This is a genomic window from Butyrivibrio sp. DSM 10294 (assembly GCF_028539135.1).
Classification (GTDB): Bacteria; Bacillota; Clostridia; order Lachnospirales; family Lachnospiraceae; genus Butyrivibrio.
The window spans coordinates 64,518-81,670 of sequence record NZ_JANSWL010000080.1 but is presented as its reverse complement, the minus strand read 5'-3'; the positions used below and the strand labels follow the sequence as shown (position 1 = coordinate 81,670).

Annotated in this window: 13 protein-coding genes; 1 reads left to right on the top strand and 12 read right to left on the bottom strand. The window is 43.7% G+C overall.

The genetic code is table 11. From position 1 onward, the window contains the following. Window positions 1-16: 16 nt before the first annotated feature. The 8 genes from rsgA to NXH67_RS11965 form a co-directional block, all read right to left on the bottom strand. Window positions 17-946 (bottom strand): ribosome small subunit-dependent GTPase A, encoded by a 930-nt coding sequence (gene rsgA / locus NXH67_RS12000; protein WP_272797516.1) that lies wholly within the window; start codon window positions 944-946, stop codon window positions 17-19. After that, a complete protein-coding gene (pknB, locus tag NXH67_RS11995; protein ID WP_022776948.1) occupies window positions 946-2,988 on the bottom strand; it encodes a Stk1 family PASTA domain-containing Ser/Thr kinase in 2,043 nt (680 codons plus the stop codon). The genes rsgA and pknB overlap by 1 nt, the downstream gene beginning before the upstream one ends. Beyond that, complete coding sequence (locus NXH67_RS11990) at window positions 2,981-3,742, bottom strand: Stp1/IreP family PP2C-type Ser/Thr phosphatase (RefSeq protein ID WP_022776947.1); 762 nt, start codon at window positions 3,740-3,742, stop codon at window positions 2,981-2,983. The genes pknB and NXH67_RS11990 overlap by 8 nt, the downstream gene beginning before the upstream one ends. 54 nt (window positions 3,743-3,796) lie before the next feature. Then, window positions 3,797-4,885, bottom strand: a complete 1,089-nt coding sequence (gene rlmN / locus NXH67_RS11985; RefSeq protein WP_022776946.1) for a 23S rRNA (adenine(2503)-C(2))-methyltransferase RlmN — start codon at window positions 4,883-4,885, stop codon at window positions 3,797-3,799. A 108-nt stretch (window positions 4,886-4,993) separates the two neighbouring features. After that, a complete protein-coding gene (gene rsmB / locus NXH67_RS11980) occupies window positions 4,994-6,385 on the bottom strand; it encodes a 16S rRNA (cytosine(967)-C(5))-methyltransferase RsmB (RefSeq protein WP_272797515.1) in 1,392 nt (463 codons plus the stop codon). Continuing rightward, window positions 6,386-7,105, bottom strand: a complete 720-nt coding sequence (locus tag NXH67_RS11975) for a zinc metallopeptidase (RefSeq protein ID WP_022776944.1) — start codon at window positions 7,103-7,105, stop codon at window positions 6,386-6,388. 50 nt (window positions 7,106-7,155) lie between these two features. Next, window positions 7,156-8,151, bottom strand: a complete 996-nt coding sequence (gene fmt / locus NXH67_RS11970; RefSeq protein ID WP_272797514.1) for a methionyl-tRNA formyltransferase — start codon at window positions 8,149-8,151, stop codon at window positions 7,156-7,158. Between the two features lie 18 nt (window positions 8,152-8,169). Then, window positions 8,170-9,216, bottom strand: coding sequence for an ATP-binding protein (locus NXH67_RS11965; RefSeq protein WP_272797513.1), 1,047 nt, complete (start codon window positions 9,214-9,216; stop codon window positions 8,170-8,172). A 1,739-nt stretch (window positions 9,217-10,955) separates the two neighbouring features. Between NXH67_RS11965 and NXH67_RS11960 the strand changes: the two genes are divergently transcribed. Then, on the top strand, window positions 10,956-11,807 hold the full coding sequence (locus NXH67_RS11960; protein WP_330676691.1) for a tRNA 2-thiocytidine biosynthesis TtcA family protein: 852 nt from the start codon (window positions 10,956-10,958) through the stop codon (window positions 11,805-11,807). 37 nt (window positions 11,808-11,844) lie between these two features. Here the strand turns inward: NXH67_RS11960 and NXH67_RS11955 are convergent, their stop codons facing one another. The 4 genes from NXH67_RS11955 to NXH67_RS11940 all read right to left on the bottom strand — a co-directional run bounded on the left by NXH67_RS11955 (window position 11,845) and on the right by NXH67_RS11940 (window position 16,776). Then, entirely contained in the window at window positions 11,845-13,278 is a 1,434-nt protein-coding gene (locus NXH67_RS11955; RefSeq protein WP_272797512.1) for a family 43 glycosylhydrolase, read from the bottom strand. Window positions 13,279-13,421: 143 nt separating this feature from the next. After that, window positions 13,422-13,859, bottom strand: coding sequence for a hypothetical protein (locus tag NXH67_RS11950; protein WP_022780123.1), 438 nt, complete (start codon window positions 13,857-13,859; stop codon window positions 13,422-13,424). Window positions 13,860-14,034: 175 nt separating this feature from the next. Continuing rightward, window positions 14,035-14,580 (bottom strand): hypothetical protein, encoded by a 546-nt coding sequence (locus NXH67_RS11945; protein ID WP_022780122.1) that lies wholly within the window; start codon window positions 14,578-14,580, stop codon window positions 14,035-14,037. A 255-nt stretch (window positions 14,581-14,835) separates the two neighbouring features. After that, window positions 14,836-16,776, bottom strand: coding sequence for a polymorphic toxin-type HINT domain-containing protein (locus NXH67_RS11940; RefSeq protein ID WP_272797511.1), 1,941 nt, complete (start codon window positions 16,774-16,776; stop codon window positions 14,836-14,838). Between the last annotated feature and the right edge of the window lie 377 nt (window positions 16,777-17,153).

The window sequence follows — 17,153 nt, the reverse complement described above, 5'->3', positions numbered from 1 at the left end:
GTAAGTAAATTATGTATTATCGTCCCTTTTTACCCTTGGAATAATCGGGACGCATGTTTTTCAGTTCCTCATAGATCATTCGATAGTTCTCATAACGAACCCTGGCGATCTTGCCCTCCTCAACGGCGGTCTTAACTCCGCAGTCAGGCTCAGCCATGTGAGCGCAGCCCCCGAAGCGGCACTCAGGCTCAAATTCCTCAAACTCGGGATAGTACTGCATTATGTTGTCGCAGGTAACATCCCTGACATCAAGGGAAGTAAAGCCGGGAGTATCGATGATATAGGTCCCCACGCCATCCTCCGTAAGGTCCGACAGCTCTTTGACAAAAAACAGCTCTGAATGCCTGGTGGTGTTCTTGCCCCTGTCGATCTTCTTACTAAGTTCCCCGGTCTGCATCTGGGCGTCGGGAACCAGCTTGTTCAAAAGGGAGGACTTACCAACGCCGCTGGGGCCGGCAAGAGTAGTGGTCTTACCTCGTAATAGCTCCTTTAGCTCGTCCAGTCCTTTTTCCTCCTTGACGCTGATAAAAAGAACGGTGTAGCCGCACTTCTCGTAGGCGTCGTAGAGCTCCTGCTGTTCCTCTGGGGTAGCAATGTCCTGTTTGTTAAAGCAGATGATAACAGGGAGATTCTGCTGCCTCATGGTTATTAGGAATCTGTCCAGCAGGTTATAGCTGGGATTGGGCTTAACTATGGCAAACAAAATAACCGCCTGATCCACATTGGCAACAGGCGGTCTAATAAGCTGATTTTTTCTTGGAATGATCTCGGTCACATTTCCAAGTGCATTGTCCTCGTCGATGACGTCGATTCTCACATCATCTCCCACCAGCGGTTTTAAATTGAATTTCCTGAAAATGCCCTTCGCCTTACATTCATATACTTTTCCCGTGGGAGTTTCTATGTAGTAAAAGCCGGCAATTCCTTTGACGATCTTGCCTTTCATCAATTCTCCTGTGTGAAAGTAACAGCTCTTGTAACTGTGTACTCCTGGGTATTACCGCCTGTGATCTCGCCTGTATCAGGATTGGTGACCTGAGGTGAGGTTGCGGTATAAACAAAGGTAAGGGTTCCCGTAGGTGATGTGATTCCCTTGTAGGTAGCCTGCACAGGGAAATCTGTGGTTGTGGTGCTAAGAAGTGTAACTCCGTCTGAGGTAACAAGGCTGACTCTCACGGAAAGTCCGGGAGTATAGTTCTCGCCCTCTGTGGGAGCTGTAATATCTGCGACATAGCTGTAGGTTACATTGGCAGGTCCTGTTGAAAGTTCCATATTGATAACGGTTCCTTCAGATACGGAAGTACCAACCGCAATGCTCTGAGCACAGATAAGACCTGTGAGATTGGAATCCTCGTTGCTGGTCTCAACAATGCTGCCGGCGGTAAGTCCGGATTCAACCAGAATGATAACCGCTTCCTCTGATGTCTTGCCGATGACATTGGGTACTGTAACCTGTCCCTCTGCCTTGGCCACAGTGGCGCTGGCAGTTGCAGTCTCTGCCTTGGTATAATTGGCGCCGTTACTTACAGTAACAACAATAGTGGCACCGCTGGCAACTCTGCTGCCTGCGGAAGGATTGGTGGAAACCACGGTATCCTTGGCGGCTGTATTGGCAGTATCTTCTGCCTTCTCAACCTTGAAGCCCTTGTCGGTGGTAAGTATTGAAACTGCCTCGGCATAGCTCTTGCCGGTAACATCGGGAACCTGGATTCCCTCTGTCGCAGAAGCAGTAGGTGTACTGTCTGTGATCATTGCAGTGCTGCTGTCAATTGCGGAGGAGTCCTCAGCTCCAAAGAGTCCCATGCTCCTTCCAAGCAGCAATATAACTATGAAGCCCACCAGGACTGCTGAAATGATAGCCATGATGATTGTAAGCTTCTCAATACGGCTGGGCGGCGCAGGCTTTCTTCTCCTGTCTCTGCTGTCATAGCCGTAAAAATCGTCGTCCTCATCCTCTTCGTAGTCTCTGCGAGAGGTTTTCTTATCCTTGGAATAACTGTCACGGGAATCCTTCTTGTCATATTCCCTCATGACATCATCCTTAAGGCGCATCTGCTCTGTATCTGTGAGCTTGTGAGCACCGTTTTTGACATTTGCGATTTCTTCACCGGAGGCAACTCTTGTCTGCCCCTCCTCATCGGGATCAACAAGATCCACGAAGTCCTTATCCGGTGTGATAAGGGATTTCTTGAGGTCTGTGATAAGCTCCGCAGCATTTTGATATCTTCTGTCGGGGCTCTTCTGACAGCACTTGAGAACTATCTTCTCTACGCTGACAGGTATCTCATCGTTGTAATCCGCAGGGCTAGGAAGCTCCTCCTGGATATGCTTGATGGCTATTGCCACGGTTGTGTCTCCGTTAAAAGGAACACGTCCCGTCAACATCTCAAACAATGTGATACCCAGTGAATAGATATCACTCTTGGCATCGCTGTAGCCGCCTCTTGCCTGTTCGGGAGATGTATAGTGAACGGAACCCATAACGTTGGAGGTGATGGTGTTGCTGGTAGCAGCCTTGGCAATACCAAAGTCTGTAACCTTAACCTTGCCCTCCTTGGATATCATTATGTTCTGAGGCTTGATATCTCTGTGGATGATATTGTTATTGTGAGCTGCCTCGAGGCCCATGGCCACCTGAATTGCAATGCTCACGGCCTCCTTGACGGAGAGCCTTGATTTCTTCTCAATGTACTTCTTAAGAGTGATGCCGTCTACAAGCTCCATAACAATGTAGTTGACACCATCCTCATCTCCAACATCATAGACATTAACTATGTTGGGGTGCATAAGGCCCGCAGTGGACTGAGCCTCAACTCGGAATTTGGAGACAAAATTCTCGTTCTCGGAAAATTCCTGTTTAAGAACCTTAACAGCCACAAGGCGGTTCAGCTTATGATCTTTTGCTTTATATACATCGGACATACCGCCGGTGCCTATCTTTTCCAGCACCTCGTACCTGTCGCCGATTATCATTCCTATCTTAATCATTTAGTCCTCCGTCATGTGCTACTTCTTCAGCGAACGGCTCAATAAGGATAACGGCGATGTTGTCCTTTCCCCCATTGTTATTAGCCGCCACAACAAGCTTTTGAGCTTTTTCTATGATGTCTCTCTGACCACTTACTATCATACGAATCTCTTCGTCTTCCAGCATGTTGGTAAGCCCATCGGAACACATGAGGACTATGTCCCCACGATTTAATTCCACATTAAAAAAGTCGATGTCTACAGTTTCAGTGGCACCGATAGCCCTGGTAATGATGTTCTTGTCGAGATGAGTGCGGGCTGTCTCTCTGTCGATTCCGCCCATTCTGACCATCTCTTCAACCAGGGAATGATCTCTTGTAATCTGTGTGATGGTATCGTTGATGACGTAGAGCCTGGAGTCTCCCACATTGGCAACCTGAAGGTATCTGCCAAGGACAGTTGCGGCCACAACGGTGGTTCCCATGCCAAAAAGCTTGGGATCGTCGGCAGCTTTCTCTCTGAGCTTGGAATTGGCAGTCTTGATGGCCTTCTCCAAGATCTTGACCGGGTTCTGTTCAAAAGACTTTTCAATCTCTTCCACCATAGTATCTACAGTAAAACGGGACGCATAGTCACCGGCATTATGGCCACCCATGCCATCTGCCACTATAAATACATTGGATAGATTTCCTATTTTTCTGTCTGAAGAAAAAACATAATCCTGATTCAGTTTTCGTTTCTTTCCAATATCCGTTATGGAAAAGGTCTTAAGCAAAACAGTTCTCCCCAAGTCTACATATTTTTCATCACAATACAAATAAGCAGGTAGTTATACACTTTCCTCCAAATGGCGTCTTCTTAGCTGTCCGCAGGCGCCATCTATATCCCTGCCCATTTCTCTTCTAATAGTAACATTTATATGACTTTTTTCAAGTTTATTTTTGAAGGCAAGGGCTCCGGAGCGGTCAGTCGGTTTAAAGTCACGCTCCTTTATTGGGTTGACGGGAATAAGATTCACAACTGCGTTAAGTCCCGCCAAAAGTTCAGACAATTCCGCAGCATCCTCATCAGTATCGTTAACTCCGCTCACCAGGGAATACTCGAAGGTAAGCTGTCTTCCGGTCTTGTCAAAATAGTCTTTGCAGGCCTTCAGGACCTCATGGATCTCGTACTGATTGGCAATTGGCATCAGCTGCTTTCTCTTGTCGTTGTTGGAGGCGTGAAGTGAAAGTGCCAGGTTAATGGAGAGCTGCTCCTCTGCCAGTCTGTAGATATTGGGCACGATTCCGCAGGTTGAAACAGTGATGTTTCTCTGTCCCATGTTCATGCCGTTCTCATCGGACAGCAGATGAATGAACTTAAGGAGGTTGTCATAGTTATCCAGAGGCTCTCCGGATCCCATAACAACTACTCTTGAGATCTTCTCTCCTGTTATTCTGGCTATGGAATAGATCTGATCCAGCATCTCAGATGGTAAAAGAGATCTCTCAACTCCGTCCAGGGTTGAAGCGCAGAACTTGCAGCCCATGCGGCAGCCCACCTGTGAGGAGATGCAGACGCTGTTTCCGAACTTGTACTTCATGAAGACGCTCTCTATGACATTGCCGTCTCCAAGGCCAAAAAGGAACTTCTTGGTATCGTCCAGTTTGGATTCCTGAACCTGAACACTTTTAAGTGCTGTAAGGTCGAAGTTCTCTCTGCATTTTTCCTTAAGAGCTTTGGAAATATTGGTCATATCGTCGTAATCGGCAACCTGCTTGACGTGGAGCCATTCGTAGAGCTGTTTGGCTCTGAAGGCAGGTTCTCCAAGGCTCTTGATGCACTCTGTGAGTTCCTGAAGATTAAGGGACTTAAGGTCGGTTTTACCGGTCAGCCCCTTTATATATTCTTTTGTGATAGTTGTATTATTATCTGACAAATCTCTTTTCCTCTGAATATGGATTCTTGCTGGTTTTCTTGATTATTCTTGCCAGTTCTTTCTGAACCTGACTAATTATACATAATTATCTACATCCGGCAACTGTCTTCACTGCTTCTGCAGCTTAGCTATGAAGAAGCCGTCGGTGCCGTATTCTCCGGGGATGAGCTGGATATAGCCTTCTGTACCGGCATTATCCTTATCAAGGCCTAAACGTTGTAAGTCCTTGGATATATCAACGGGCTTAAAAGGGAGCTCTTTGCAGATTCTCTGAACCATCTCCTCGTTCTCTGCTGCGTTGACGGTACAGGTGGAATACATAAGTATACCGCCCTTTTTAACATAGCCCTCACAGGCCTTCACGATCTCCCACTGAAGATCCTTAAGTTCTCCCGTACTCTCGGGGGTTACATTGTATTTGATATCATTTTTCCTTCCCATGATACCAAGGCCTGAGCAGGGAACATCGAGATAGAGAATGTCTGCCTTCTCTGTCAGGTTCTCATCGGTAATCCTTGCGTCATGGGCAGATATATCGATATTGGTAAGTCCCATTCTGTCTGCATTATCTCTGATAAGGTCGCACTTACGCTCTGACAGATCCCTTGATATTACATGTCCGTTAGCTGAAGAGTCCTGTGATGAGTTCTCAGAAAGGACTCTTTCTGCCGCATGGAGGCTCTTTCCTCCGGGGGCTGCGCAGGCATCTATTACTGTCTGTCCGGGCTTAGGATCAGCAATCTCTGTAAGGAGCATTGAGCTGATGTCCTGAACAGTATACTTTCCTTCCATGAAACCGGGAAGAAATCTGATGTTGTCGGTCTTTTCAAGTTCCAATGCGTAGGGAAGAATGTGATTTTTCTTAACTACGGCGCCGGCTGACTCAAGCTCTTTTACCAGAGCATCTATCTCGTCAGCATCTGATAAAGCCTTCATGTTGAGCCTTACAGTGGTGGGCCTTGTCTCCAGGAAGAACTTCAATATGCTCTCCGTCTTATCAAAGCCGTATCTGTCCAGCCACATTTTGCAGATCCACTCGGGCATTGAATAGCAAACGGATAGGTGGTCTACTCCGCCATTAATATCCTTAACGGGATATTCAATATTATCCTTGTTTCTTGCAACGTTCCTCAGAACGCCGTTAACAAAGCCCTTGAGGTTGACGAACTTGTGCTTGGCGGCAAGCTTCACTGCCTCATTACAGGCAGCGCTGTCTGGCACTGAGTCCATGAACATTATCTGATAGACGCTCATTCTCATAAGACTTCGGATAAAGGGCTGCATCTTGGCGGTTCCGGTCTTGGAGAACCGGTTAAGGATATAATCTATCTGGATCTTTCTCTCAAGGGTTCCGTCCACAACTCTTTTGATAAAGGATTTGTCCCTGGTTTCCAGGTAGTCGTACTTTTCCAGAGAGTCCTTTAAAAGGGAAACCTTTCTGTTATCATCCTTATCGTATTCCATGAGAATGCTTAATACAATTTCTCTTATATTAGCCATTTAATCATTACCTCTTCGGCCATAAATCAGTACCAGTCTAAAGAGCTGCACTACTGCTGATGCTGCACTTGCCACATAAGTCATGGCAGCTGCGCTGAGGACCTTTCTGGAATGAGTGATCTCCTCATGTCCGAGAATCCCGTACTGTTCCAGCATAACAAGTGCTCTGTGAGAAGCATTGAACTCAACGGGAAGGGTTACAAGCTGGAATATAACTGCCAGTGAGAACACCCAGATGCCGATGGTTACAAGTGGTGAGAAGCTAAGGAAGAATCCCAAAAGGATTATGGGAATTCCTGCCTTGGAACCGATATTTGCTGCGGGTACAATAGCTGATCTGATCCTGATCGGTATATAGCCTGTGTAGTGCTGAAGAACATGTCCGCATTCATGCGCTGCCACTCCCACGGCAGCTACGCTGCAGGAGCCATAGGTAGCATCGGACAGACATACCATCCTTCTCTTTGGATCATAATGATCTGTAAGATTGCCTGAAACATGTGCCACTGTCACATCGGTAATTCCGTTTCTTCTTAGTATCTCCATTGCTGTCTGTGCTCCGGTAAGCCCACTCATGCTGCGGATTCGAGCATATTTTTTATAAACCGAGGATACTCTTGCGGATGCCACCATACACAGGATTGCCATGATGATGACCAAAATATACAAAGGGTCAAATCCCATTCCGTAACCATAACCTCTTCCATATCCGTAATACATTGTAAATCGCCTCTTTTCCTAAATATATTAAAGTTTTAACGGATATCATATCATCCAAGTCTTAATCCTACCTTAACGCGGTTGCCAAGAAGGAAGCTTTTGGCATCCATTCTCTTTTTACCCTCAAGCTGAACCTCAAGGATCTGGAGATATCCGCCCCCTGTCAGCACTGCAAAGGAATCCTTGGCGACAGCCGCAATACTTCCGTAGGCGTTGTCTTTTACCAGCTGCTGCCTTACTGCGAAGTCCTCTTCTGATTCCTGACCTCCGTAAACAGCATCGAAGCCCTCCTCGTCAAGAGCCTTGGCGCTCCAGATCTTGAGCATCTTGCCCTCGAGAGAGGTAAAGGCGCTGGGCCAGGGATTAAGGCCTCTTACAAGATTTCTTATGGTCTCTGCGTCCTTACTAAAATCTATCTTGCCCATATCCTTGGACAGCTTGCCGCACTTGGTGGCTTTAGCCTCATCCTGAGGAACAGGGGTGAGCTTACCGGCCTCTATAAGTGGCAGCGCCTCCACAATAAGCTCTGCTCCAAGAATAGAAAGCTTATCGAAAAGGCCACCTCCGGTCTCGTTCTCTTCAATGGGAATAGTCTTCTGAATAAGGATATCTCCTGTATCCATGCCTGCTGCCATCTGCATGATGGTTACGCCGGTCTCTTTTTTGCCGTCAATTATGGACTGCTGAATAGGAGCAGCTCCTCTGTATTCAGGAAGAAGAGACGCGTGGATATTGACGCAGCCGTATTTCGGAATATCAAGGATCTCCTGAGAAAGGATCTGTCCGAAGGCTGCAACCACGTATATATCCGCCTCTATACTCTTAAGATAAGCCACGTGATCTGGCTCCTTGATCTTAACCGGCTGAAATACCGGAAGGTTATGCTCAAGAGCCAGTGCCTTAACATCAGAGACCTGGAGCTCGCCGCTGCGGCCCTTGGGCTTATCGGGCTGTGTTACAACCAGTACCACTTCATGACCTGCTTCAATTATCTTTTCAAGAGCACACCTGGCAAAATCAGGGGTTCCCATAAATACTATTTTCATTTATTGTTCTCCTTTATGTTATAATCCAATTTCATTTTTTACAAAAGTATCAAATCGGGGCAGCTTAAGCTTGATGACACCTCTTTCAGATACATCGATGATCCCTTTGTCTCTTAGTCTTTCTCTGTACTGTGAAAACTCGTTTTTCTTCTGTTTAGTAATCTCGAGAAGCTCTGCTACAGGCATTTCATCCTTCTGAACTATATAGGACATGTACCATTTGTCTTTATCCGAAAGCTCGGACCACATCTTTTTGTAAACGTAGTGCCTCAGCGCTTCATCAAATTTGATCAATACCGTTTCCGTTAATTCATGTTTCTCTTCTTCCCATACATACTTACCCATTGCCTGGTATGCAAAAGGGTATCCTTTGGTAATGACAGCCATGTCCATGGCTTTTTCTCTGTCAATACCAAACAATTTGGAATATCTGTCTGCAATCAGGGTCAGATTAAGAGGTTCCATCTCATACTGCGGAGTACGGTATAAAAAGGTCATGGTCTTTGCATTTCTCAGATCACTTATATTATCATAAAGGCCTGCCATGAGCAAAAATACCGGATAGTTCTCTCTTATAAGGATCTGAAAACAACTGGCCAGTTCTCGCATGGAAGCAGTGTTAGACACTTCATCAACAGAAACTAAGAGCTTTTTCTCTTTTCTCTGAATCTCTTTAAGCATTTTCTCCAATGCTGATTCAATGTCCGCTACGGGAGATTTGGAACTGACACTTAAGCCTATGCCAAATTTTGACAGGTTCAGATTCGCATCCACAAACTGTGTTATGAAGCTCCTGCTGTCGTAAAGCTTACCCACCAGGCTCTCCAGCAGGTTCCGCTCAGCGTTTAGCCTTACAACGATCCAGTCTTCAGATTCCAGAATTCTCTGCTCAATTTCTGTCATGGTGACTGTCTTGCCGCTTCCCCGGGTCCCTGTGAGCATAAAACAGTTATTCTGCGACTCTTCATCGTTCATCTCCTGAACTATCTCGTCGATGATAAGTTCGCGGCTAATATATTGTCTTGGAACCTTTCCAAAGTTTAAAACAAAAGGGTTTCTTTCCATTCTCAGGCTGATCTCCTTATATACTTCTATATACTCTTATATACTTTTGAAATCCGTATATACTTTATATACTCTTATATACTTCAACTTTGATTATATACTCTTATATACTTTTTCACAAGGAGCAAGAAAACATGAGAACCCGATGCAATGGATTGTACATGATAACAAATATGTAGTTGTGATACCCGGTAGATTCAAATCCGCTTAAACTATATGAACGCCCTGAATATTGATGTCAAGGGACTTTCGCGGCATATCCTCGCCGATAAAGCCGGCTGCGGTATTCCACGGTTCCCTTGACATCAATATCCAGGGCGTTAGGGGCTAATCAAGCGGATTTGAATCAGGTATGTGGCATAAATGCCCACATCCTCACAGGAACTGAAATTTCCTCTTGCCGGTTGCTTTTTGTTTTGTTAGCGGCAGGATAGCCTCTTCAAAAGGTTGCCTCTCTTGTCAAAAAAGCTCTGATTGATGGCTTAGGCATACAAAAGCAACTATATATAATCTTTCATATGCATGTGAACGGCATTTTTGCTGAAATCAGTAATATTTTGTGCACCTATGCATACGAAGTCATCATTATTCTTATCTATCATATGCTTCTTTGTCGCTGATCCATATGAAATTATTCATGCTGTACATACTAACGCTTTCAATCTTTCCATTTTAATATGCTCGCATGCTGTGAAATAGCCATTGCCAATTCATCATTGATTTTAAAAGGCATATTAATAGGGGGATATAAGCATTTTCATATGATGATCAGATTACTTGACCGATTATTTAAGCTAAAAGGCTTACTAATGCTGCTTTAATAAGAGTTTCATATGATGATGAATATGGTTATCAGGATAACGCTTTCATATAAGCACCGAAAAACACGCGGATTATAAGCAAATAGCAGCAGGAGTGTATGAATTAGCTATGGTAACACTTGAGGATAGATTAATTTCCTATGCAAGTGTCCGGTTATCAAGATACCGTCAATTATCGCTGACCAAAGACACGCGAAGTCAATGCCCGTTTAATTCTGAGTGTTTGCCTATAAACTACTCTACACTCATATCTTGCGTTTATGCTTCACCGCGTGCTTTCATTGCGTACAACGAAATGAATTCTTCTTTATTTGGCACAACGGTCTACGAGATAATGACAGCAATTATTTTTCTCTCGCTATGTCGTTATTTGCCGCACCGGATAACGTTATCAAAAGAAATATCAGATATTTCATGATGAATTATCGAATGGATAATCAGAAAAATAGCAAGGCAACGCAAATTCTCCAATCTTACAATGCAATCTAGCCAGCTCGCCGGATTGTTCCAAGATTCTGAGCCCGAGGTAAAGAAAACAGCCACCGCGTAAGCGGCTTGCCCTTGATAGTGCAAAGAATAATTGCTACAATGCTGCCTTCGACGGAGAAAAAGAAGATTGTTCCTGAGTTCCTCGCCGTCGGTGAGACGTTCGCAGCAATTATTCTTTGTGCTGTCAAGGGTGTGCGTCCTGATGCTTTAACGTAGATTATTGCTACAGTAACTATTTTCATATAGTTTAAGCGGATTTGAATCTACCGGGTATCACAACTACATATTTTCCTATAATTTCTCCAATCTCTGCCTTAAATTCCTTGGCTCTTCACTGCCCTTGCTCCCTCCACGATAATGTGTTAACATTCATAGGCAATTTAACGATCTGTATTTCATATTAAATCATACAATTAGTAGGGAAAACCGATGTCAGATACAAGGAACAAAGAAATCGAAAGAAGTATAATCAAAAAGTTCAGGCCGGAACTCTGGAGCCAATTTACCAAGGCGATCAACACCTATGAGCTTATCAAGGACGGCGACAAAATCGCAGTCTGCATCTCCGGCGGCAAGGATTCCATGCTTATGGCCAAGCTCTTCCAGGAACTACATCGGCATGGTAAAAAGAACTTCGAAGTCGAATACATCGTTATGAATCCCGGCTACAACACCGCCAACTACGAGAATATCCTTAAGAACCTTGAGCTGATGCAGGTTCCTGCCACAGTCTTTGATTCTGATATCTTCAAGGTTGTGGACAAGGAAGTGGAAGGTTCTCCCTGCTACCTCTGTGCCAGAATGAGACGCGGCGCCCTCTATGCCAAGGCAAAAGAGCTGGGCTGCAACAAGATAGCTCTTGGTCATCACTATGATGATGTCATCGAGACAATACTTATGGGAATGCTCTACGGCGGGCAGATCCAGACTATGATGCCTAAACTTCACAGTTCCAATTTCAAAGGCATGGAACTCATAAGACCTCTCTACCTCATAAGAGAGGAAGATGTAAAAAAGTGGGCAGCCTACAATGATCTCAAATTCATCAACTGCGCCTGCAGAATGACCGAGATGCTGGCAAAAGAAAATGACCTGGACTTCGGAAGTAAACGCGCCGAGACCAAGGCCCTGATCGCGCAACTACGTGAGATGAGCCCATACATCGAGGCAAATATTTTTAAGAGTGTTGAGAATGTTCACTTGAACGCCCTGATTGCCTACAAGACACCGGATGGAAATCGACACCATTTCCTGGATAGGTACGATGAATACTCAAAATAATAAACTGTCAAGGGGAGTCAACCTCTCGATAATTAAATCAATCAAACGTGAACCTGTCGAAGCTATAGGTCTCCTCACTATCATCCGATACAAATTCAAAATAAACGGCATGTTTGCCGATTACACCTGCTTGCAGCATCGCCTTTGCTTCATTGCTGTTGCCATGGAATATAAGGTCAGCCAGTACCGGCCCATTATAGGAATCGATATGGAGTCTGACCTTGAGCTTTTTTACCGTTTCAAGAACAACAGTCACAGCTTTAGGCGTATTTTGCCCAAACTGAAGATATCTGAAGCCTACAGTTGTTCCATCTGTAATTCCAACTACAGGAGTTGAAAGGTCCTCTCTTTCTTCATAAGATGGCCTTACATATGCACGTGTTTTACTGCCGTAGATATGACAGGCATAACCTGCGGAAATCCAGGAATAAGCATCAAGTCCGTTAATCTGAGGCCCCTGAGAAGTCATTTCAACAGGCTTAGAAGAAACCGGCTCTCCTGCAAGATACTTCACATCTCCGATAAAGAGTTTGCCGTCTGCTCCCATAGCTACATCTATTGGTTCAAGCATAGCCTGCCTTGAGTACTCGTTAACACCGGTCTGGCGATGGTAAAAGACATACCACTTTCCGTTCACTTCCATGATGGAGCCGTGATTATTTCCCCACTGGTAGGTCATTGTACCTACCCCCTCTGCATCATGCAGGATCTCACCTCCGTTGAAGCTGATATCGCCACCATCATGAAATGGTCCGAAGGGTGAATCACTGAAGCGATATGAAAGAAATCCGTTATTGTCTGTAAATACGCCAAGTTCCGGCACCGGCTTCTCATAGCGTTTGGAATAAATATAAACATATTTTCCCATTACTTTTCTTGGACTTGAGGCTTCAAAAAAGCCATCGATCAGCGAAATATGGCCGTCATCCACCGGATTCCAGGGACAGGTCGAATGCCCCAGCGGATTCTCCACCAGGGTTTCCATTTTAATCGTAGCCATATCCTCTTCCAACTCTGCTATATAGCATGAAGCAGCACATCCGCCCCAATATGCATACACTCTGTCGTCATCATCCACCAGAATTCCCGGATCAAAGCCAAGTTTTGTATTTACCGGATTTTCAAAGGGTCCCCAGGGAGTTTTTGAGCTTGCAACCACTACAAGACTTCCGCAGCGCTCTGCAGCGTACATATAGTAGGTGTCTCCTCTTTTTACCACGTCCGGAGCATACAGAATTGAATCAAAATGAGTTTCATAAGCAACGCCATGGCACTTCCAATCGGTAAGGTCCTCTACAGGCGCAGACCACACCACATAGTTTCTTCCGCAGTACTTGTCTCTTTCAATATCATGAGAACCATAGACATAAACTCTCTTTTCGCCGTTATGCTCAAACACTCTGGGTTCTCCATCCGGAACATGTTCCCAAAGCGGCATGTATGGGTTAGCGCCTTTGATATATTTCTTCATTGCAATATTCTCCTATATCCTACGTTGAAGTAGCAAATATAATGATAGATGATAACTAACAAATTTCATGCCTAAATATCTAACACCATTCCCCCTGACAATATGTCAACAGACACTTACCCCAGAGGTCATATTCATCATCATTATTTAAACGTTTGTTTATCATTCTCAATTAGCTCCTTTAATCTTTCAAGAAGTTTTTCAAGTTCATCTCTTCTTTCATCCACATTCTCAGGATGCCCCCAATAAAAATCCACCCAATCATTAACATTTTCTTTAATATCGGAATAAAGCATCTTACTGAACTCGACCATGTTAACCTTTATATACTCATGCCCTATTCCACCTGGTTCAGTAAGATCTGGTCCTTTTTCCCAAATAATATGGCAATCCCACCCAACAACACATATAAATGTTCCCGGATCCGTTTCTCCTATAACGCAAAATGGGTTCTTTGTTTCGAGTCCATGGATTGCCTGTCTAACCCACTCAAATGGTATATCATCGACGAAATCAAGTGTATATTGGGAAGTTCCCTCTAGCTTAAAATTTGTATATCCATTATCTGGCTTTGATAACATATCGTATATCTCCTTGCTTTTTCCATTTTTGAATACAGCATGAAACTTATCGGAACCTTCCCATTCTCAGCATTAACCGGTGTCCCTGCATATTATTTTTTTAGAACGTGTGGTACCTATTACTTTCCTGTGCAGTTAGTAGCTCCTAAAGATTAGAGCCAGAAACTATACCAACTTATTTTAGAAAAATACCATCTTTCTCTATCTCATATAATTCGAAAATAACAAAATCTCCAAGTTCAAGATTGCATCCCCTCTCCAAAAGTCCATTCCTGATTTCTAGATATCTATTCATCTCTTGTTTACTATCTAGTAATCCATATTTATTCAATAATATATTTTTGTACTCATCCAACCTTTCAAAATGTAATTCATTATATATGGCAGAATAGTACGAACCTCCTGAGTATGCGTAATCATATCCTAGAAAAAGCTTTTCCCCCCACATGATATTGGAACCATCCGGTAGCTTATTATCAGTACAACAAAGTATGATTCTATAATCTATTTTGTTCTCTGTAGATACTCTTATATATTCATTGATGTACTCAGGATCATTACACACATCAACATAAGAATCATCCCGCCAAGATAGTTCTATCTTATTTTCAAAATATCCTTCAAATGAATCAGGATACAGTTCATTTAAATACCAATTATCTCCATCTACTCCCTGATATGTCCGATTTTCCCTTTTTTGAAATATCACTCCGTTATTCACAACAGGCCTCCTTAATCATTCGTTACTAATCCCCAAGTTCAACGGGGATTAGTAACCAAATACCATTCCCAAAAACTATTGATACTTTTGTTTGCTTTAATCAATTTCGAAAAGGAACGTGAAACCTATAAATATGTGTATGATTCATAAAGTTGCCACCTGGAAAATGTAAACCGCTTCCAATATATGCCTGATGATGCTGAGGAACTCCATATTCGGTAGCCCATTCGTCTAAAATCTTTGCTTCTTCATAACTTATAGGGTTTCCATTTTTGCTTGTTGCACGGCTTCTTTTGAAATATCAAATAAAGCCTTTTGATCTGGTGTTTGGCTCTTTGATATATTTTCAACCGTGTTTTCACCTGCATTTTGAACAGCATTTGCTCCTTCAACAATATCGGCAGCACACATATTATGTACAAGCACTTCATTATCTCCAACAAAATATGTGTGATAGTCCTCAACCGCAAAATTATATACAGGTACTGTATTTTGCAGATGCTCCCAGCGTTTAATCCTTAGATGCAGTTCATTGCCTTCTGAATCCACAAGAGTTTCACCAACATTGAGATTTCCTGCTTCAATAAATCCTTTGCCTTTGACATAAAATGGGTGAGTCGGAGTAGTTACTATTTCTTCACCATCAATATTCAGATGAATCAGTTCCGTTGTTTCATTTATGTATGTCTCAAGAACTCTCTTGTATGCCACATCTCCTGTTTCAGGATCCTCAGAAAGAACATACTCACCAGCTTTGATATCTTCTATCGGAACCAGCCCTTCATCTGTTGAAATAACTGTCCCCGCCACAAAACAGGATATTCCTTCAATTCCGCCAACAGCAGCCGCTGTTGCTCCACCAACTATTGTCCCTCCAAGAAATGCGTCCGCAGCGGCATCATATGCTGCCCGCCATATTTCATCGGAACTCGCTCCTTTAGCATATGCTATTCCGGCGCTTATTGCCCCAATCGCCACAGAACAGAATGCCTGGCCAGCAACCGCTGCAATAAACACTGTCTGCAAAGCACAAGCTGATATGCCCAGTTCAGGAGCAATTGCCGCTATTCCTGCAGCAACAGCAATCGTTGCAACGATAGCGAGACCACATCCTATTTTTTGCTCATTTGACATCTGTGGCCATTCTCCTGATGCATCCAGTTTGTTTATAGGGTCGTTATCGCAATATGCATATAGATTATATCCAATAACATCAGAAGACACCCCTGCTATCTGAGTATCTGCACTGATAAACCTGTGAACAACCGGATCATAGTATCTTGCATTAAGATAATAGAATCCCGTCTCTTTATCGAAATAATATCCTCTGTATCTAAGGGGATTCTTACCAAGGATGCCCTGCTCATCTGTTATGGTTACAGTCTTGCCATTTACTTTCTTGGTAAATACATTCTCGTTCTGTGATACAGGATTGCCACAGAGGTCATATTCATAAGTTCCTACAAGAGTTGAATCCTTGCATCTGTAGATGGCTATGATGTCTCCCTGTCCGTTTCTTGAATAGAAATACCTGGTCTCATCACTATAACTTCCATTATCCTTGGTCTGATAGCCTATCTCAGTTACAAGGCCGTCAGCATCATAATAGAAGTTCAGTCTGTAGTCTTTGGTTTCTTCATAAAGGAGCATTCCTGCATTATAGATATATGCAGTCTTATCACCACCAACATCCTTGCTGATTCGCTGCCCATCACTGAGATATACGTAGTTGCATTCTTTACCATTTGCATTAACAAAAGTGAGGCTTCCATTAGTGGTATCCCAGTCCATATGATAATCAAGATACTGCGTAGGATTGCCACACTTGTCATAATCTATCGTTTTGCCATTATATTTTTTGAGCTGATCTTTCCAGACAGGGTCATATTCATAATAGTTGTGTATATCCCTTTTGGCTTCAGGGTCCCATACTACTTCTTCAGTAATGTTCCCGCCATCATCATAGGTGTAGTAATAGTTCTTAGTATGGCCATCCCTATATGATTCCTGCGCTTTTACTACTTCACCAAAGCTATCATAGATATAGCCCCTTGTGTACTGCCCTCCGATTCTGTACACTGTGCGGTTACGTTTAACATCATATTCTTCGATGATGCCACAAATATTTCCTCTGTCATCATAGGTATATTCAAAAGAGGAATCTAACGTACCTGAGGTATTTCCAACATAATTCACATATGCCTGTACCCTGTTCTGGGTTCCTTTATAGGACTTGGAGGATGCTTCCGCCTCGGCATAAGAGACCTTCGTATAAAGCTTCTTGGAATCATCCGCTTTTGCCTTGGGAGAATATACTGATGATGCTGTGCGCCTTAAGCTGTCATAACCAAACTTTTTAGAACTTCCATCCGGGAATGTGTCTACCGCATTCTTTCCGTCTTTTGCATAGGTATACTTGTAGCTGCCTAGCTTCTTCTTATCACCTTCTTTTATCTCTATATTGAGATTTTCGACTTTACCAAGAGTGTTATAGATATAAGACAGCCTGCTATAGCAATCGATATCCCCAGCACTACCGGTAACTGCACTCTTTGTTACCTTTCCGGTATCGC

What these genes read in the sequence shown, in the direction of transcription:
- fmt (WP_272797514.1), bottom strand. Translation starts at nt 8,151, where the DNA reads ATGAAAATAGTATTTATGGGAACCCCTGATTTTGCCAGGTGTGCTCTT.
- NXH67_RS11975 (WP_022776944.1), bottom strand. Translation starts at nt 7,105, where the DNA reads ATGTATTACGGATATGGAAGAGGTTATGGTTACGGAATGGGATTTGAC.
- NXH67_RS11960 (WP_330676691.1), top strand. Translation starts at nt 10,956, where the DNA reads ATGTCAGATACAAGGAACAAAGAAATCGAAAGAAGTATAATCAAAAAG.
- NXH67_RS11950 (WP_022780123.1), bottom strand. Translation starts at nt 13,859, where the DNA reads ATGTTATCAAAGCCAGATAATGGATATACAAATTTTAAGCTAGAGGGA.
- pknB (WP_022776948.1), bottom strand. Translation starts at nt 2,988, where the DNA reads ATGATTAAGATAGGAATGATAATCGGCGACAGGTACGAGGTGCTGGAA.
- NXH67_RS11965 (WP_272797513.1), bottom strand. Translation starts at nt 9,216, where the DNA reads ATGGAAAGAAACCCTTTTGTTTTAAACTTTGGAAAGGTTCCAAGACAA.
- rsgA (WP_272797516.1), bottom strand. Translation starts at nt 946, where the DNA reads ATGAAAGGCAAGATCGTCAAAGGAATTGCCGGCTTTTACTACATAGAA.
- NXH67_RS11955 (WP_272797512.1), bottom strand. Translation starts at nt 13,278, where the DNA reads ATGAAGAAATATATCAAAGGCGCTAACCCATACATGCCGCTTTGGGAA.
- rsmB (WP_272797515.1), bottom strand. Translation starts at nt 6,385, where the DNA reads ATGGCTAATATAAGAGAAATTGTATTAAGCATTCTCATGGAATACGAT.